This window comes from Citrobacter braakii, from assembly GCF_009648935.1.
GTDB lineage: Bacteria > Pseudomonadota > Gammaproteobacteria > Enterobacterales > Enterobacteriaceae > Citrobacter > Citrobacter braakii.
This window is the reverse complement of record NZ_CP045771.1, coordinates 4,632,070-4,649,002: the sequence shown is the minus strand read 5'-3', so window position 1 is coordinate 4,649,002 and position 16,933 is coordinate 4,632,070. Positions and strand designations below refer to the sequence as shown.

Annotated in this window: 13 protein-coding genes; 7 read left to right on the top strand and 6 right to left on the bottom strand. The window is 54.0% G+C overall.

What is annotated here, in order from left to right; all coding sequences use genetic code 11:
- Window positions 1-40: 40 nt before the first annotated feature.
- The 5 genes from GFC06_RS21945 (at window position 41) to hemH (ending at window position 4,980) form a co-directional block, all read left to right on the top strand.
- A complete protein-coding gene (locus tag GFC06_RS21945) occupies window positions 41-370 on the top strand; it encodes a YbaB/EbfC family nucleoid-associated protein (protein WP_003021764.1) in 330 nt (109 codons plus the stop codon).
- Window positions 370-975 carry a recombination mediator RecR gene (recR, locus tag GFC06_RS21940; protein WP_016152082.1) on the top strand — a complete coding sequence of 202 codons (606 nt, stop codon included), beginning with the start codon at window positions 370-372 and terminating at the stop codon, window positions 973-975. Before GFC06_RS21945 ends, recR begins: the two co-directional genes overlap by 1 nt.
- A gap of 110 nt (window positions 976-1,085) precedes the next feature.
- Window positions 1,086-2,960 (top strand): molecular chaperone HtpG, encoded by a 1,875-nt coding sequence (htpG, locus tag GFC06_RS21935; protein ID WP_016152083.1) that lies wholly within the window; start codon window positions 1,086-1,088, stop codon window positions 2,958-2,960.
- 232 nt (window positions 2,961-3,192) lie between these two features.
- Window positions 3,193-3,837, top strand: coding sequence for an adenylate kinase (adk, locus tag GFC06_RS21930; RefSeq protein ID WP_003021773.1), 645 nt, complete (start codon window positions 3,193-3,195; stop codon window positions 3,835-3,837).
- A gap of 180 nt (window positions 3,838-4,017) precedes the next feature.
- Window positions 4,018-4,980, top strand: coding sequence for a ferrochelatase (gene hemH, locus GFC06_RS21925; RefSeq protein WP_153690660.1), 963 nt, complete (start codon window positions 4,018-4,020; stop codon window positions 4,978-4,980).
- Here the strand turns inward: hemH and aes are convergent.
- Window positions 4,977-5,936 (bottom strand): acetyl esterase, encoded by a 960-nt coding sequence (aes, locus tag GFC06_RS21920; RefSeq protein ID WP_019076184.1) that lies wholly within the window; start codon window positions 5,934-5,936, stop codon window positions 4,977-4,979. The genes hemH and aes overlap by 4 nt on opposite strands.
- Before the next feature lie 152 nt (window positions 5,937-6,088).
- On the opposite strand from aes, the gene gsk reads away from it, so the two are divergent.
- The gene (gsk, locus tag GFC06_RS21915) at window positions 6,089-7,393 is read left to right on the top strand and encodes an inosine/guanosine kinase (protein WP_016152086.1); all 1,305 of its coding nucleotides are present in this window, start codon (window positions 6,089-6,091) and stop codon (window positions 7,391-7,393) included.
- Window positions 7,394-7,437: 44 nt separating this feature from the next.
- Here gsk and ybaL read toward each other — a convergent pair whose 3' ends face one another.
- Both ybaL and fsr read right to left on the bottom strand, forming a co-directional pair.
- Window positions 7,438-9,117 carry a YbaL family putative K(+) efflux transporter gene (gene ybaL / locus GFC06_RS21910; protein WP_047501892.1) on the bottom strand — a complete coding sequence of 560 codons (1,680 nt, stop codon included), beginning with the start codon at window positions 9,115-9,117 and terminating at the stop codon, window positions 7,438-7,440.
- Window positions 9,118-9,341: 224 nt separating this feature from the next.
- A complete protein-coding gene (gene fsr / locus GFC06_RS21905; protein WP_016155879.1) occupies window positions 9,342-10,562 on the bottom strand; it encodes a fosmidomycin MFS transporter in 1,221 nt (406 codons plus the stop codon).
- 297 nt (window positions 10,563-10,859) lie between these two features.
- On the opposite strand from fsr, the gene ushA reads away from it, so the two are divergent.
- Window positions 10,860-12,512: a bifunctional UDP-sugar hydrolase/5'-nucleotidase UshA gene (gene ushA, locus GFC06_RS21900; protein WP_153690659.1), complete on the top strand. Its 1,653-nt coding sequence runs from the start codon at window positions 10,860-10,862 to the stop codon at window positions 12,510-12,512.
- A 181-nt stretch (window positions 12,513-12,693) separates the two neighbouring features.
- Here ushA and ybaK read toward each other — a convergent pair whose 3' ends face one another.
- The 3 genes from ybaK to copA form a co-directional block, all read right to left on the bottom strand.
- The gene (gene ybaK / locus GFC06_RS21895; protein WP_016152092.1) at window positions 12,694-13,173 is read right to left on the bottom strand and encodes a Cys-tRNA(Pro)/Cys-tRNA(Cys) deacylase YbaK; all 480 of its coding nucleotides are present in this window, start codon (window positions 13,171-13,173) and stop codon (window positions 12,694-12,696) included.
- Window positions 13,174-13,373: 200 nt separating this feature from the next.
- Entirely contained in the window at window positions 13,374-14,168 is a 795-nt protein-coding gene (locus GFC06_RS21890; protein ID WP_049282508.1) for a TraB/GumN family protein, read from the bottom strand.
- A gap of 202 nt (window positions 14,169-14,370) precedes the next feature.
- The gene (gene copA / locus GFC06_RS21885) at window positions 14,371-16,872 is read right to left on the bottom strand and encodes a copper-exporting P-type ATPase CopA (protein ID WP_016155883.1); all 2,502 of its coding nucleotides are present in this window, start codon (window positions 16,870-16,872) and stop codon (window positions 14,371-14,373) included.
- Window positions 16,873-16,933: the final 61 nt, after the last annotated feature.

The following is a 16,933-nucleotide window of genomic DNA, read 5'->3' as shown; positions in this document are numbered from 1 at the left end:
TGACGGTCGTCATCCCTTAACGTGATTGAGAGAGAAGCCTATGTTTGGTAAAGGCGGTCTGGGTAACCTGATGAAACAGGCCCAGCAGATGCAAGAAAAAATGCAGCAGATGCAGGAAGAAGTCGCCAAGCTGGAAGTGACCGGCGAATCTGGCGCGGGTCTGGTAAAAGTAACCATCAACGGCGCGCATAACTGCCGTCGTGTGGAGATCGATCCAAGCCTGCTGGAAGACGACAAAGAGATGCTGGAAGACTTGGTTGCTGCGGCATTCAACGACGCCGCGCGCCGTATTGAAGAGACGCAGAAAGAGAAGATGGCCTCTGTTTCCTCCGGAATGCAGCTGCCGCCTGGCTTTAAGATGCCGTTCTGATGCAAACCAGCCCGCTGTTAACTCAGCTTATGGAAGCTCTGCGCTGTCTGCCGGGCGTTGGCCCGAAGTCTGCGCAGCGCATGGCGTTCACGCTGCTTCAGCGCGATCGCAGCGGCGGGATGCGTCTGGCGCAGGCGTTAACGAAGGCGATGTCGGAAATCGGCCACTGTGCCGATTGCCGCACATTCACAGAACAGGACGTCTGCAACATCTGCTCGAACCCGCGTCGCCAGGAAAATGGTCAGATTTGCGTGGTGGAGAGTCCGGCGGACATCTACGCCATTGAGCAAACCGGGCAATTTTCCGGACGTTACTTCGTGCTGATGGGACACCTGTCGCCGCTGGACGGTATTGGCCCTGATGATATCGGGCTGGATCGTCTCGAGCAGCGGCTGGCATCTGAGCAAATCAGCGAACTGATCCTGGCGACCAATCCCACGGTCGAAGGAGAGGCGACCGCCAACTATATTGCTGAGCTTTGCATGCAATATGACGTTGAAGCCAGCCGTATCGCCCATGGCGTTCCGGTTGGTGGCGAGCTGGAAATGGTCGATGGCACCACGCTGTCGCACTCTCTGGCAGGACGACACAAGATTAAATTCTGAACAAACGGAGGCCGCGACGGCGGCTTCCGCTTGAAATCCTTCCCGCTTGTCCCCATTTCACCCTCAACCTGTTTTTACCATTGAAAATGGCATTGTTGAGGTAGACCTACATGAAAGGACAAGAAACTCGTGGTTTTCAGTCAGAAGTAAAACAGCTTCTGCACCTGATGATCCATTCTCTGTATTCCAATAAAGAAATCTTCCTGCGTGAGCTTATCTCTAACGCCTCGGATGCGGCAGACAAGCTGCGTTTTCGCGCACTGTCTAACCCGGACCTGTATGAAGGTGACGGTGAGCTGCGTGTGCGTGTTTCCTTCGATAAAGATAAGCGTACGTTGACCATTGCCGATAACGGCGTGGGAATGAACCGTGATGACGTTATCGATCATCTGGGGACCATTGCGAAATCCGGTACTAAATCTTTCCTTGAATCCATGGGATCCGATCAGGCGAAAGACAGCCAGTTGATCGGCCAGTTCGGGGTTGGCTTCTACTCTGCGTTCATCGTGGCGGATAAAGTCACCGTGCGTACCCGCGCAGCGGGCGATAAACCGGAAAACGGCGTGTTCTGGGAATCTGCGGGTGAAGGTGAGTACACCGTTGCCGACATCACCAAAGACGATCGCGGCACCGAAATCACGCTGCATCTGCGCGAAGGCGAAGACGAGTTCCTTGATGACTGGCGCGTACGTTCCATCATCAGCAAATATTCCGACCATATCGCGTTGCCGGTAGAGATCGAAAAATCCGAAGAGAAAGACGGCGAGACCGTGGTTTCCTGGGAAAAGATCAACAAGGCGCAGGCGCTGTGGACCCGTAACAAGTCGGAAATCAAAGACGACGAGTACAACGAATTCTACAAACATATCGCGCACGACTTCACTGATCCGCTGACCTGGAGCCATAACCGTGTGGAAGGTAAGCAGGAGTACACCAGCCTGCTGTACATCCCTTCTCAGGCTCCGTGGGATATGTGGAACCGCGATCACAAGCATGGTCTGAAACTGTACGTTCAGCGCGTGTTCATTATGGACGACGCCGAGCAGTTTATGCCGAATTACCTGCGCTTTGTGCGTGGCCTGATAGATTCTAACGATCTGCCGCTGAACGTTTCTCGTGAGATCCTGCAGGACAGCACCGTCACCCGTAACCTGCGTAGCGCGCTGACCAAACGCGTACTGCAGATGCTGGAAAAACTGGCGAAAGACGACGCAGAAAAATACCAGACCTTCTGGAAACAGTTCGGCCTGGTGCTGAAAGAAGGCCCGGCGGAAGACAACGCTAACCAGGAAACGATCGCTAAGCTGATGCGCTTCGCGTCCACGCACACTGACTCCTCCGCACAAACCGTGTCGCTGGAAGACTACGTGTCGCGTATGAAAGAAGGGCAGGAGAAAATCTATTACATCACCGCAGACAGCTATGCGGCGGCGAAGAGCAGCCCGCACCTGGAACTGTTGCGTAAGAAAGGCATCGAAGTGCTGCTGCTTTCGGACCGTATCGATGAGTGGATGATGAACTACCTGACCGAGTTCGACGGTAAGGCATTCCAGTCCGTAGCCAAAGCTGACGAGTCCATCGACAAGCTGGCGGATGACGTTGACGAATCGGCAAAAGAAGCGGAAAAAGCGCTGACGCCGTTCGTTGAGCGCGTGAAAACCCTGCTGGGCGATCGCGTAAAAGAAGTGCGTCTGACTCACCGTCTGACCGACACGCCGGCCATCGTTACCACCGATGCGGACGAAATGAGCACCCAGATGGCGAAACTGTTCGCTGCTGCTGGCCAGGCCGTACCGGAAGTGAAATATATCTTTGAACTCAACCCGGACCACGTGCTGGTCAAACGCACGGCGGATACCCAGGACGAAGCACAGTTCAAAGAGTGGGTTGAACTGCTGCTGGATCAGGCGCTGTTTGCTGAACGCGGCACGCTGGAAGATCCAAACCAGTTCATTCGTCGTATGAACCAGTTGCTGGTGTCCTGATAGCCGTAAGGTAATGCCGGATGATGCTAACGCGTGTCCGGCTTACACCATCTCGTCGATCCCTGGCTGGATACGGTGTTTACACCGCGATCCGGCATTTTCTCTCCTCATTTTTAATTTTCCCACCGTTAACCGTTTCAGCGTCGGGCGTCTTCCTTGAGCCAATTGCGTGATGGTGGTATCGTTTAGCGCTTTTTAAAAAATATCGACAACCTTTAAGGGGATTTTCGTAATGCGTATCATTCTGCTTGGCGCTCCGGGCGCGGGTAAAGGAACTCAGGCTCAGTTCATCATGGAGAAGTATGGTATTCCGCAAATCTCCACCGGTGATATGCTGCGTGCTGCCGTGAAATCTGGCTCCGAGCTGGGCAAACAAGCGAAAGACATCATGGACGCCGGTAAGCTGGTGACTGATGAGCTGGTGATCGCGCTGGTAAAAGAGCGTATTGCTCAGGAAGACTGCCGTAATGGTTTCCTGCTTGATGGCTTCCCGCGTACTATTCCGCAGGCTGATGCCATGAAAGAAGCAGGCATCAACGTGGACTACGTTCTTGAATTCGACGTTCCGGACGAGCTGATCGTTGACCGTATCGTGGGTCGTCGCGTACACGCTGCTTCTGGCCGCGTTTACCACATCAAATTCAACCCGCCTAAGGTTGAAGGCAAAGACGACGTGACCGGCGAAGAGCTGACCACCCGTAAAGACGATCAGGAAGAGACCGTACGTAAGCGCCTGGTGGAATACCATCAGATGACCGCTCCGCTGATCGGCTACTACTCTAAAGAAGCGCAGGCGGGTAACACCAAATACGCGAAAGTTGACGGCACCCAGGCTGTGGCTGACGTTCGCGCAGCGCTGGAAAAAATCCTCGGTTAAGTTTTAGCGCAATCAATGCCGGATGGCGGTGTCAACACCTTATCCGGCCTACGATTTTATGTAGGCCTGATAAGCGCAGCGCCATCAGGCAAATTCTCGTCTTACCTTTCACAGCAATTAGTTCTTCTTTATCGCTTTTCCGCTACAATTATCAACAATTTGAATCGATAAGAGGCGGTAATGCGTCAGACGAAAACCGGTATCCTGCTGGCAAACCTCGGCACTCCCGATGCCCCAACCCCCGAAGCCGTTAAGCGCTACCTGCGCCAGTTTTTAAGCGATCAACGCGTAGTCGATACGTCACCTGCGCTGTGGTGGCCGCTGCTGCGTGGTGTGATTTTGCCGCTGCGTGCGCCACGTGTGGCAAAGCTGTACCAGTCAATCTGGATGGAAGACGGTTCCCCGCTGATGGTCTACAGCAAGGCGCAACAGCAGGCGCTGGCGCAACGTCTGCCAAATACGCCTGTCGCGCTGGGGATGAGCTACGGTTCACCGTCGCTTGAAAGCGCGGTCGATGAACTGCTGGCAAGCGGAGTTGAACACATGGTGGTGTTACCGCTGTACCCGCAATATTCCTGTTCTACCGTGGCGGCAGTCTGGGACGAACTGGCGCGAATCTTAGCGCGTAAACGCAGTATTCCTGGCATCTCATTTATTCGTGATTACGCCGATGACAGCAGCTACATTGATGCGCTGGCCAAGAGCGCCCGTGATTCATTTGCTCAACATGGTGAACCCGATTTGCTGCTGCTTTCCTACCACGGCATTCCGCAGCGCTACGCCGATGAAGGCGATGACTACCCGCAGCGCTGCCGCGATACCACTCGTGAGCTGGTTTCAGCGCTTGGCTTGCCGCCGGAAAAAGTGATGATGACCTTCCAGTCTCGCTTTGGCCGTGAACCGTGGTTGACGCCATATACCGATGAAACGTTAAAAATGCTGGCGGAGAAAGGGACCCGACATATCCAGGTCATGTGTCCGGGCTTCGCGGCTGATTGTCTCGAAACGCTGGAAGAGATAGCGGTGCAAAACCGGGAGATTTTCCTTGAGGCTGGCGGTAAGCAATATGAGTATATTCCGGCGCTGAATTCCACACCGGAACATATCGAAATGATGGTTAAACTGACCGCAGCCTACCGTTAAAGCTGCGCTCTGAAGTAACGCGCGCCCTCCCGTAACGCATCGTCGGCGGTTTTCATCATCCGCGAATAGTGCAGGAAGGCGTGCAACGTACCGGGGTACATTTTGTACTGGCAGGGCTGCTGATGCGCCTGTAGCGTCTGGAATAATAAGCGGCTATCGTCAATCAGCGGATCAAACTCCGCACCGGCGATAAAACACGGCGGTACGTCGCGCGTCAGGTCGTTATTAAACAGGCAATAGTACGGTGATTCACGATCGTCGGCGCTACGCAGGTACGCGTTTTCGTACATCAGCAGATCCTCGCGAGTTAAACCATCCCAGGCGCCGCCCATTAGCCGTCGGCTCAGTGAATCCTGCAGGCCGTAAAGCCCATACCACAACAGCACGCCAGCCACCTTGCCGCAGGCAATTTGTTTATCCCGCAACCACAACGCGCTGGCAAGCGCCAGCATGGCCCCGGCGGAATCGCCCGCAAAACCAATATGATTCACATTAAGGGAATAATCGCCAGCGTGCTGATAAAAGTACTGACAGACGGCGACAATCTCTTCGATGGCTTGCGGGTAGCGGGCCTCTGGCGCAAGCGAATAGTCGATGCCAATGATCGTGCACTGCGTATAGCGCGCCAGTAAACGCATAATGCGATCGTGGGTATCCAGATTACCGAGAATAAAACCGCCGCCGTGCAGGTAATATAGCGTCGCCTGGCTATGGGGCTGCGGAGCGTAAATTCGTGTGGCAACGGGGCCGCATGCGGTAGAAATAACACATTCTCGGGTATTCATCTGTGGGGCATCGGCATTCCACAACTGCCGTTCATGAATGTAGTGTTTACGCTGGGCCACAAAGTCATCAGCAGCGGGCCACGGTGGCAAATCTTCGCGATGAAAATTCACCACACTTTTCATTTCATCCGAAATGTTGTCGAGTACGGGGATCTTGTTTTCCGGCTTCATAAAGCGCTCCTTGTGAAGGTGAGTTATTGTAGAAATTCATCCCAGATAAACTGCGATCTCACCGTCCGATATTGAAACTCAGCGCCGCATCGCATGCGCAGCGGGGAATGTGCTACCATGCATCGCTCAGCTAACCACCCGTAAAATCGACCATGAAATTTCCCGGTAAACGTAAATCCAAACACTATTTCCCCGTCAGCGCGCGCGATCCGTTGCTGCAACAAATTCAGCCAGAAAATGAAACCAGCGCAGCCTGGGTGGTGGGTATTGACCAGACGCTGGTGGATATTGAAGCCAAAGTTGATGATAACTTTGTAAAACGTTATGGATTAAGTGCCGGGCACTCTCTGGTGATTGCAGATGATGTCGCTGAAGCGCTCTACCAGGAACTGGTGCGTGAAAATTTGATCACCCATCAGTTTGCGGGCGGTACTATCGGTAATACGATGCACAACTACTCCGTGCTGGCGGATGACCGCTCGGTGCTGCTGGGTGTGATGTGCAGCAATATCGAGATTGGCAGCTATGCGTACCGCTATTTATGCAATACCTCCAGTCGTACCGATCTGAACTACCTGCAGGGCGTAGATGGACCGATTGGTCGCTGCTTTACGCTGATTGGCGAGTCCGGTGAGCGTACCTTTGCAATCAGCCCTGGGCATATGAACAAGCTGCGGGCGGATAGCATCCCTGAATCGGTGATTGCCGGAGCGTCCGCGCTGGTGCTGACGTCCTATCTGGTGCGCTGCGAGCCGGGCGAGCCAATGCCGGAAGCGACCATGAAGGCGATCGAATTTGCTAAAAAACACAATGTACCGGTGGTACTGACGCTGGGCACCAAATTTGTCATTGCCGATAATCCGCAGTGGTGGCAGGCATTCCTGAAAGAGCATGTCTCAATTCTGGCGATGAATGAAGAAGAGGCCGAAGCGCTGACCGGCGAAAACGATCCACTGCTGGCGTCCGACAAGGCGCTGGATTGGGTGGATCTGGTGCTGTGCACAGCGGGTCCGGCGGGTCTGTATATGGCGGGCTTTACGGAAGAAGAAGTCAAACGTAAAACCCAGCATCCGCTGCTGCCTGGGGCCATTGCCGAATTCAACCAGTACGAGTTTAGCCGCGCCATGCGCCATAAAGATTGTACCAATCCGCTGCGTGTGTATTCGCACATCGCACCGTATATGGGCGGTCCAGAGAAGATCATGAATACCAACGGCGCTGGCGACGGCGCGCTGGCGGCATTACTGCATGATATTACCGCTAACAGCTATCACCGCAGCAACGTGCCTAACTCCAGCAAGCACAAGTTCACCTGGCTGACCTATTCGTCGTTAGCCCAGGTGTGTAAATATGCGAATCGCGTGAGTTATCAGGTACTGAACCAGCATTCCCCGCGCCTGACGCGCGGTTTGCCGGAACGCGAAGATAGCCTCGAAGAGTCGTACTGGGATCGTTAATCATGCACATGCCGGATAAGCGATAGCGCCATCCGGCAACGACATCAGCCTGTAACGACCACCTCACCAGCAGGCGGCGTTTCAATCAGTTCCAGCATGGTACGGGCGATTTCACGCTCACCCATGACGACCTGATTGGCGCCGCGTTCGGTAATGTATTCCACCTCGTCGTCATAATGCGCGCGGGCGATAATCTCAATCGACGGGCTCTTCTCGCGTGCTGAAGCGACAATTTCACCCGCTTCATAGCCATTGGGAATGGTCAGCAGCAGCCAGCGTGCGCAATCCAGATGCGCCAGATTCATAATTTCTTCGTTGGCGGCATTTCCCAGCACCGCTCGGATCCCGCGCTCGCGCAGTTCATCCACTCGGGTGCGTGAGGTTTCGATAACTACCAGCGGGATCCCCGCAGCCATCAATTTCTCGCCCAGCAGGCTACCGACGCGACCAAAGCCAACCAGCAGGGCGTGATTGCAGATATCCACCGGAATTTGCTTCTCTTCTTCAATAGCCTCTTCCAGCGTCTGTTCTTCCAGCGTTTCTGTTTTGGCGAGATATTTTTCTAACACCGCGAACAGCACCGGGTTAAGCATGATGGACAGGATCGCCCCCGCCAGCACCAGATTCTGTCCGGCCTGCGGCAGCAGGTTTAACGCCATGCCCAGACCCGCCAGGATAAAGGCAAATTCACCAATCTGCGCCAGGCTGGTGGCAATGGTGAGCGCTGTGCGTTGGGAGTGACCAAACAGGCGCACCAGGAAATAGGCGGCAAGGGATTTACCAAAGATGATAATCGCCAGCGTGCCCAGCACCGCCAGCGGCTGCTGAATCAGAATCATGGGATCAAAGAGCATCCCGACGGAAACGAAGAACAGTACGGCGAACGCATCGCGCAGCGGCAGGGTGTCATGCGCCGCACGGTGACTCAGTTCAGATTCGTTCAGCACCATGCCAGCGAAGAATGCCCCCAGTGCAAAGGAGACATCGAACAGCTCCACTGCGCCAAATGCGATACCTAATGCGAGGGCGAGGACTGACAGGGTAAACAGTTCGCGTGAGCCGGTTGCGGCGCTACGGGCCATAATCCACGGCACCAGGCGACGACCGACCAGCATCATAATTGCGATAAACGCCACCACCTTACCGATGGTAATGCCCATATCTACGGCCAGCGAGGCAAAGCCGACATCTTCTTTTTCCAGCATTCCAGCGACGGCTGGCAGGAGAACCAGCGTCAGCACCATCATCAGGTCTTCGACAATCAGCCAGCCAATGGCGATTTGTCCGCGCTGACTGTCAATGAGCTGCCTTTCTTCAAGCGCACGCAATAGCACCACGGTACTGGCGGTTGAAAGACACAGACCAAACACGATCCCTACCATCAGCGACCAGCCCATCACCGCTGAAAGCGCCATGCCCAGCAGCGTTGCCACCGCTATCTGGGCAATCGCGCCGGGAATGGCGATAGACTTTACCGCCATCAAATCCTTCAGCGAAAAGTGCAGCCCCACGCCGAACATCAGCAGGATTACGCCAAGCTCGGCCAGTTCAGGCGCTAGCTTGGTATCAGCAACAAAACCAGGTGTAAATGGACCGGCCAGAACGCCCGCTAACAGATATCCCACCAGAGGAGAAATACGTAGTTTATTGGCAATCATGCCTAATATAAAAGCGAGCACAAGGCCGCCGACAATGGTGGTGATAAGCGGGGTGGCGTGATGCATTCCGTCTCCTTTGGTTGCTGTGATAATCCTGAAAACTCAAACGACGAGTAATAGTTTATGACAATTTTGATGTTTTTGTTTGTGAATAATTATTGAATTTTGATGAAAATAGGATTTTAGACGTAAAAAAGCACGGATCGGAAAAGTACAGCGGTATGTGAGAGGCAAAGGCTGATGGCTACTGTAAGTCTGACGGCCAAAATTTACTTTTGGCCGTCAGAAAATCAGGCTTTATGTCGGTTATCAGGTAAGAATATGGTGAGTATCCCCAGTAGTGGCAGGAAAGCACATATTTTGTAGACCAAATCGATGCTGGTATGGTCGGCAATCAGCCCTAACACCGCGGCTCCCAAGCCGCCCATGCCGAAGGCAAAACCGAAAAATAGCCCAGAAACCATGCCGATACGGCCAGGAAGCAGCTCCTGCGCGTAGACCAGAATGGCAGAAAACGCCGATGCGAGGATAAAACCAATGATCACGGTTAAAATCCCGGTCCATTCCAGCGTTGCGTAGGGTAAAAAGAGGGTAAAGGGTGCTACGCCGAGGATAGAGCCCCAAATAACATATTTTCTGCCAATTTTATCGCCCAATGGTCCACCAATCACCGTCCCGGCTGCGACGGCAAACAGGAAGGCAAACAGGTGAAACTGGGCATTTTGTACCGATAATCCGAATTTTTGCATCAGATAAAAGGTGTAATAGCTGCTGATGCTCGCCATATAGAAGTATTTGGAGAAAATCAGCACTAGCAGGATGCTTACCGCCAGTACCACTTTATTCCGTGGTAACGGATTCACGATGGCGACTTTCGGTTTTCCTTTACTCATCCGGTGCTGCGCAGCATACCAACGGCTGATTTGCGCCAGAACGACAATCGCTAATAACGCAGCCAGCACAAACCAGGCCACATTACCCTTACCATATGGCGCGATGATGACAGCCGCCAGTAACGGTCCCAGAGAGCTACCGAAGTTGCCGCCAACCTGGAAAATTGACTGGGCAAGACCGTGACGACCGCCGGAGGCCATTCGCGCCACGCGGGATGATTCCGGGTGAAATACCGAAGAGCCGGTACCAACCAGCGCTGCGGCGAGCAGGACCATATGGAAACTGCCGGCCATGGCCAGCAAAACAAGCCCACTCAGCGTGAAGCACATCCCAATGGGCAGCGACCACGGCATCGGGTATTTATCCGTCCAGTAACCCACAACCGGTTGCAGCAGTGAGGAAGCAAGCTGGAAGGTCAGGGTAATCATCCCTATCTGCATAAACGTCAGCGAGAACTCTGACTGCAATAGCGGATAAATCGCCAGGATCAGCGACTGGATCATATCGTTTAGCAGATGGGAGAGGCTGATTGCCCCTAAAATGCCAAATGAGGTGCGTGCTTTAGCAACCGACGCTGACGCGCCAGCCACTGGCTGGGTTGGTTCACTTATTGCCATAGAAAGTCACTTCTGTTTGGGTTGCGATTATGAGGGTAATCTAATTTGTTATTATTACCTGACTAACATACCTGCGGAAGGTGTTTGAAGGAAGTCTCATTTCTGAAAACATTTTCGGCTATTATTTTCAGTAGCTGTAATTTTATGCCCGAACTAATTCGACTTACAGGTAGGCGGCAAACGCGAGAGTCCCAGGAGCTTACTGCATAAGCGACAGGGGGAAGTGAGCGCAGCCAACGCACATGTAATTTGAATGATAACGGGTATGGCGGTTGATATTGAGTCAGGGAGTGAAATATGAAGTTTTTAAAACGGGGCGTGGCGCTGGCGTTATTAGCCGCATTTGCGCTGGCAGGTCAACCTGCACAGGCGTACGAAAAAGATAAAACCTACAAAATTACCATTCTGCATACCAACGATCATCACGGTCACTTCTGGCGTAGCGAATACGGTGAATACGGGCTGGCGGCACAAAAAACGCTGGTGGACGGTATTCGTAAAGAGGTGGCTGAGGAAGGAGGCAGTGTACTGCTGCTTTCCGGTGGCGACATTAATACCGGCGTACCGGAGTCCGATCTGCAGGATGCGGAACCTGATTTTCGCGGAATGAACCTGATTGGCTATGATGCGATGGCGGTCGGAAACCACGAGTTTGATAATCCGCTTAGCGTATTGCGCCAGCAGGAAAAATGGTCCAAATTCCCGTTTCTCTCGGCCAATATCTATCAGAAAAGCACCGGTGAGCGTTTGTTTAAGCCGTGGGCCATCTTTAAGCGCCAGGATTTAAAAATTGCCGTACTCGGTTTAACCACTGACGATACGGCGAAAATTGGCAACCCAGAGTTCTTTACCGATATTGAGTTCCGTAAACCTGCTGATGAAGCCAAATTGGTTATCCAGGAACTGAACATGGGGGAAAAGCCGGACATCATTATTGCGACCACCCATATGGGACATTATGACAATGGCAATCACGGCTCGAACGCGCCTGGCGACGTAGAAATGGCGCGCAGCCTGCCGGCGGGATCGCTGGCAATGATTGTGGGTGGTCACTCGCAGGATCCGGTATGTATGGCCGCGGAAAACAAGAAGCAGGTTGATTACGTACCGGGTACGCCGTGTGCGCCAGACAAGCAAAACGGGATCTGGATTGTGCAGGCGCATGAGTGGGGGAAATACGTGGGGCGGGCGGACTTTGAGTTCCGCAATGGCGAAATGAAAATGGTTAACTACCAGCTCATCCCCGTCAACCTGAAGAAAAAAGTGACCTGGGACAACGGTAAAAGTGAGCGCGTACTCTACACCCCGGAAATTGCAGAAAATCAGCAAATGCTTTCTCTGCTGACGCCATTCCAGAATAAAGGCAAAGCGCAGCTCGACGTGAAAATTGGTAGCGTCAATGCGCGCCTCGAAGGCGACCGTAGCAAAGTCCGTTTCGTACAGACCAACATGGGGCATTTACTGCTGGCTGCGCAAATGGCGCGAACCAGCGCTGATTTTGGCGTGATGAGCGGCGGCGGTATCCGTGACTCCATCGAAGGCGGTGATATCACCTATAAGAGCGTGCTGAAAGTGCAGCCGTTCGGTAACATCGTGGTGTATGCCGACATGAGCGGGAAAGAGGTGATTGACTATCTGACCGCCGTGGCACAAATGAAGCCGGATTCCGGGGCCTATCCGCAGTTTGCCAACGTCAGCTTCGTGGCGAAAGACGGCAAAATTAACGATTTGAAAATTAAAGGCGAACCCGTTGATCCAGCCAAAACCTATCGCATGGCAACGCTGAGCTTCAATGCCACCGGCGGCGATGGCTATCCGCGAATTGATAACAAGCCAGGCTATGTGAATACCGGGTTTATTGATGCGGAGGTGCTGAAAGAGTACGTGCAGAAGAACTCACCGCTCGATGCCGGTGCGTATGAGCCGAAGGGCGAGGTAAGCTGGCAGTAACAGGGCAATTTGGGGCATCATTTTATCCGCTCCTCCGGGCCGCCCTTCATGGCGGCCCAATAATCCTACTTATTACCTCTATGCTCCGGTTCCTGCGCGCTGGCCGAGTCCAAACTGTCTTCACCAATCACACCCTGTAATCGCAGTAGGCTCAATCGCCGTATCACCGGGCAAAAGACAATTAATCACGGCGTGCGATATCGGCGAATTTCGCATCCAGAATTTTCGCCAAATCGCCTGCTGCCAGTTCAATATCCAGCCCGCGTTTGCCGCCGGACACATAAATGGTGTCAAACGTCTGGGCGGGAGCGTCGATGAGCGTCGGCAATCTTTTTTTCTGCCCCAGCGGGCTGATGCCGCCTACCAGATACCCGGTGGTTCGCTGCGCGATCATCGGATCGGCCATATCGACCTTTTTGGCTCCCAACGCCCTGGCGACCTTTTTGAGATCCAGTTGACCGGCTACCGGCGTAACGGCAACCGCCAGGTGCTTCATATCGCCATTCACGGCAACCAGTAGCGTTTTGTAGACCTGGTCCGCATTCAGACCTAACTTGCGTACCACTTCGTCACCAAAGTTCGTCTCGGACGGATCGTGATCGTAGGTGTGGATCTGAAAAGAAATTTTGTTTTTTTCGAGTAATTTAACGGCGGGTGTCATAGCAATTTTCCTGGCCCAGACAAAATACGACACAAGCATACGCCTGATGTCTGTCTAAAAAATAGTACCATCTTGCGCAATAGTGTTGGCAGGATGATGACTTTGAGCGACAATCGAACTACACCGATGCTTTAAGCGTCGGGATCATAATAATGATGAAATTCCTCTTTGACGGGCCAATAGCAATATTGGCCATTTTTTTACCGTAACATCTCCGGCAAATTTCCTTCTCCATACAAATGCAGCGCGCCAACGGCTACAACATAGTGACCGGCAGGCATCGCCCTGAGTCGATCGCGCCAGGCCGCATTACGCTGATGCATCAAAACGTCATACAGCGACTGGCTAAAAGTATTGGGTAGAGTGAGTTCGCTATTGCGTGGCGGCGTTTTAAGCCACCAGCCCATCATCTGTTGTAGCAGTCTGGCATTGGTATGCCAGTGCGTCAGGGTATCGTCCAGCAGAGCCAGTCCGTTATCGGGTAACTGACACAACAGCTCGATTTGGCTGGATGCGCCTTCCAGCTCGATTATGGGTTTATGCACCTTTTTTGCCGCATTCAGTAGTTGGTAATCAATGCCGTATTCTGCCCGCAACCCCAACTGCTGCGCCTGCGTTGCCTGCAAGACCATGGCGATTTGCCACAGCGGCTGGGTAGACAGCAGGGAAGGGGAAATACCCAGCTCGTCGGTGACTTTGTGCAGATTATCTAACAGCTCTGGGCTGATGCGCTCTTCCAGTGCGGCAAAGGTCGGAAGGTTGGCAAACGGCGCGTCGTCGCCGGAAACATCGGCTTCGACAATGAGCGCATCGGCACGCTGGAGCTTTTTGAGTAATTTGGCAGGCAGAGGCGCCATATCGCGGCTGCCCATGTGAATACTGCCAATCAGGTGAAAATGGCGGTTACCGGGCAAGGAGATGTCGATGGCAGGCCAGGTATAGTGGTTGCCGCGTAGCGCGGTGAAAAATGATTTTACCCGGTACAACAGATCCATACGGCCTCCCTAAGTAGACTTCCATGCTAGCGCGTGGTCCTGGAAGGTGCAAATACACTTCATCATTCCCTCAGCCTCTTTATTGGCAGCGAGCAAAAACCCCAGTCACATAGTTGGCTATGCTCCTGGGGTTTTTATACTTGCCGCCTTAATGCAACGCGAATGATTTGGGGCTCCGTTCAGAGCGGCATCCGGTAAAGGCTTACTCTTTAGGTTTGAAGCGCAGCAGTCGGTTAGCGTTGCTCACCACGGTAATGGAGGAGAGCGCCATCGCCGCCCCGGCAACGACCGGGTTGAGCAGTGTTCCGGTGAACGGCCACAAAATCCCAGCGGCAACGGGGATACCGATGCTGTTATAGATAAACGCGCCGAGCAGGTTCTGCTTCATATTGCGCAGCGTTGCCCGGGAGATAGACAGCGCATCGGCAACGCCCATCAGGCTATGGCGCATCAGCGTAATCGCGGCGGTTTCAATCGCCACATCGCTGCCGCCACCCATGGCAATCCCTACATCAGCCTGAGCCAGCGCAGGCGCATCGTTGATACCGTCACCGACCATGGCAACCTGACGCCCCTGGCTCTGCAGACGTTTAATCGCCTCGGCTTTACCGTCAGGCAGAACGCCAGCAATCACCTCATCAATACCCGCCTCTTTGGCAATGGCGTTGGCGGTCGTTGGGTTGTCGCCGGTGAGCATCACCAGACGATACCCGGCGCGGTGCAGACGCTGGAGCGCTGCCACGCTGTCGCTACGCAGAGGATCACGTACCGCTAACAGCGCTGCCGCTTTACCGTCAATCGCTAACAGTACCGGGGTTGAGCCTTGGGAAGCCTGAGCGGTGATTTCAGCCTCCATTTCAGTGGTATCTACCTGCTGTTCATTGAGCAGCGCCTGGTTTCCCAGCAGCAGCGAATGGCCTTCCGTTTCGCCACTGACGCCTAAACCGCGCAGCGTACGGAAACCGTTGACCTGCGGCAGCGTGACATCACCTGCTTTGTCCAGAATCGCCCTGGCTAACGGGTGGCTGGAACCCTGTTCAAGGGCCGCTGCCAGACGAATTGCCAGCGCTTCGTCGGTATTGCCAAACGTTTTGATGGCGACAACCTGTGGTTTGCCTTCAGTTAGCGTCCCGGTTTTATCAAACACGATGGTATCGAGCGTGCTGGCGCGCTGCAGCGCATCGGCATCACGTACCAGCACCCCAAATTCAGCGGCGCGCCCGACGCCGGAAATAATCGACATCGGCGTTGCCAGACCCAGCGCACAAGGGCAGGCAATAATCAGGACGGTGGTGGCGATTACCAGCGTATAGACAATCTGCGGCGCCGGTCCAAAGAAATACCAGATAGCCGCACTGACTAGCGCAATGGCGACCACGACCGGAACGAACACCGAGGAGATGCGGTCGGCCAGTTTGCCAATTTCCGGTTTGCTGCTTTGCGCCTGGCGCACCATACGAATAATGCGCGACAGCGTGGTGTGACTGCCAACAGCGCTGGCGCGGAACAGCACGCTACCGTCCTGTACGACCGTACCGGCGTGGACGCTATCGCCTGCGCCTTTTTGCTGTGGAATCGGCTCCCCGGTCAGCATGGCCTCATCCAGCCAGGCTTCACCCTGAGTGATTTCGCCATCAACCGGAACGCGGTCACCGGTGGTCAGGCGCAGCAACATTCCAGCCTGCACCTCTGCCAGCGGCACGTTCTTTTCACCTTCGTCAGTGACGACCCGTGCGGTCGGCGGTGTCAGATCGAGCAGTTTTTCCAGTGCTTTAGACGAGCGTTGGCGAGCCCGCGCTTCCAGCATGTGTCCGAGGTTAATCAGACCGATAATCATGGCACTGGCTTCATAATAGAGGTGTCGCGCTTCCATCGGGAACCATTGCGGCCAGAGGTTGACGCTCATGGAATAGAGCCATGCCACCCCCGTACCCAGCGCCACCAGCGTATCCATGGTCGCGGTGCCGTTCATCAGGCTTTTCCACGCATTGCGGTAAAAGTGACCGCCCGCGAAAACCATCACGGCAAGCGTTGCCAGACCAATCATCAGCCACAGGCTGCGGTTGTCGTCGCTCACCATCATGTTGTCGCCAATCATGCCCCATACCATGACCGGGATACCCAGGAGCAGCGCGACGGCTGCCTGCCAGCGAAAACGTTTCATGGTTGCCACGGCGGTTTCTTGCTGACGTTCGCGACGCTTAGCATCATCTTCAATCGCTTCTGCGCCGTAGCCCGCTTTTTCAACCGCCTGTACTAAATCTGCGGCGGAGGCACTGCCCATTACCAGCGCAGTGCGTTCCGCCAGGTTTACCCGTGCCTGCGTGACGCCCGGTACACTTTGCAATGCATTTTGTACGCGGGTCACACAACTGGCGCAGCTCATGCCGTTTAACAGCAACTGTTGGCTGTCATCATCAGCCGTAGCTGCCGGAAGCTCGGAAGGGACCGCTGCCAGTGCTTCCGACGGGATTGATGACTCCGTCAGCGGTTTAGCCTTTGGGTGGCTTAACTCCGCGCCGTAACCGGCTTGTTTGATGGTTTCAATCAGCGCTTCTGCGCTGGCGCTCCCGGTAACATGCGCTTCTGTCACGGTGACATCCGCTTGCTCAACGTCCGGACGTTGTTCCAGACTTTCTTTAACGCGTTTTACGCAGTGACCACAGGACAGGCCGTCCAGGGTTAGATCGATTGTTTGAGACATAACCAACTCCTTTTTTGCAGGATTAACTGACTGTGATAAAGGTTAAACCTTCCAGCAAGGG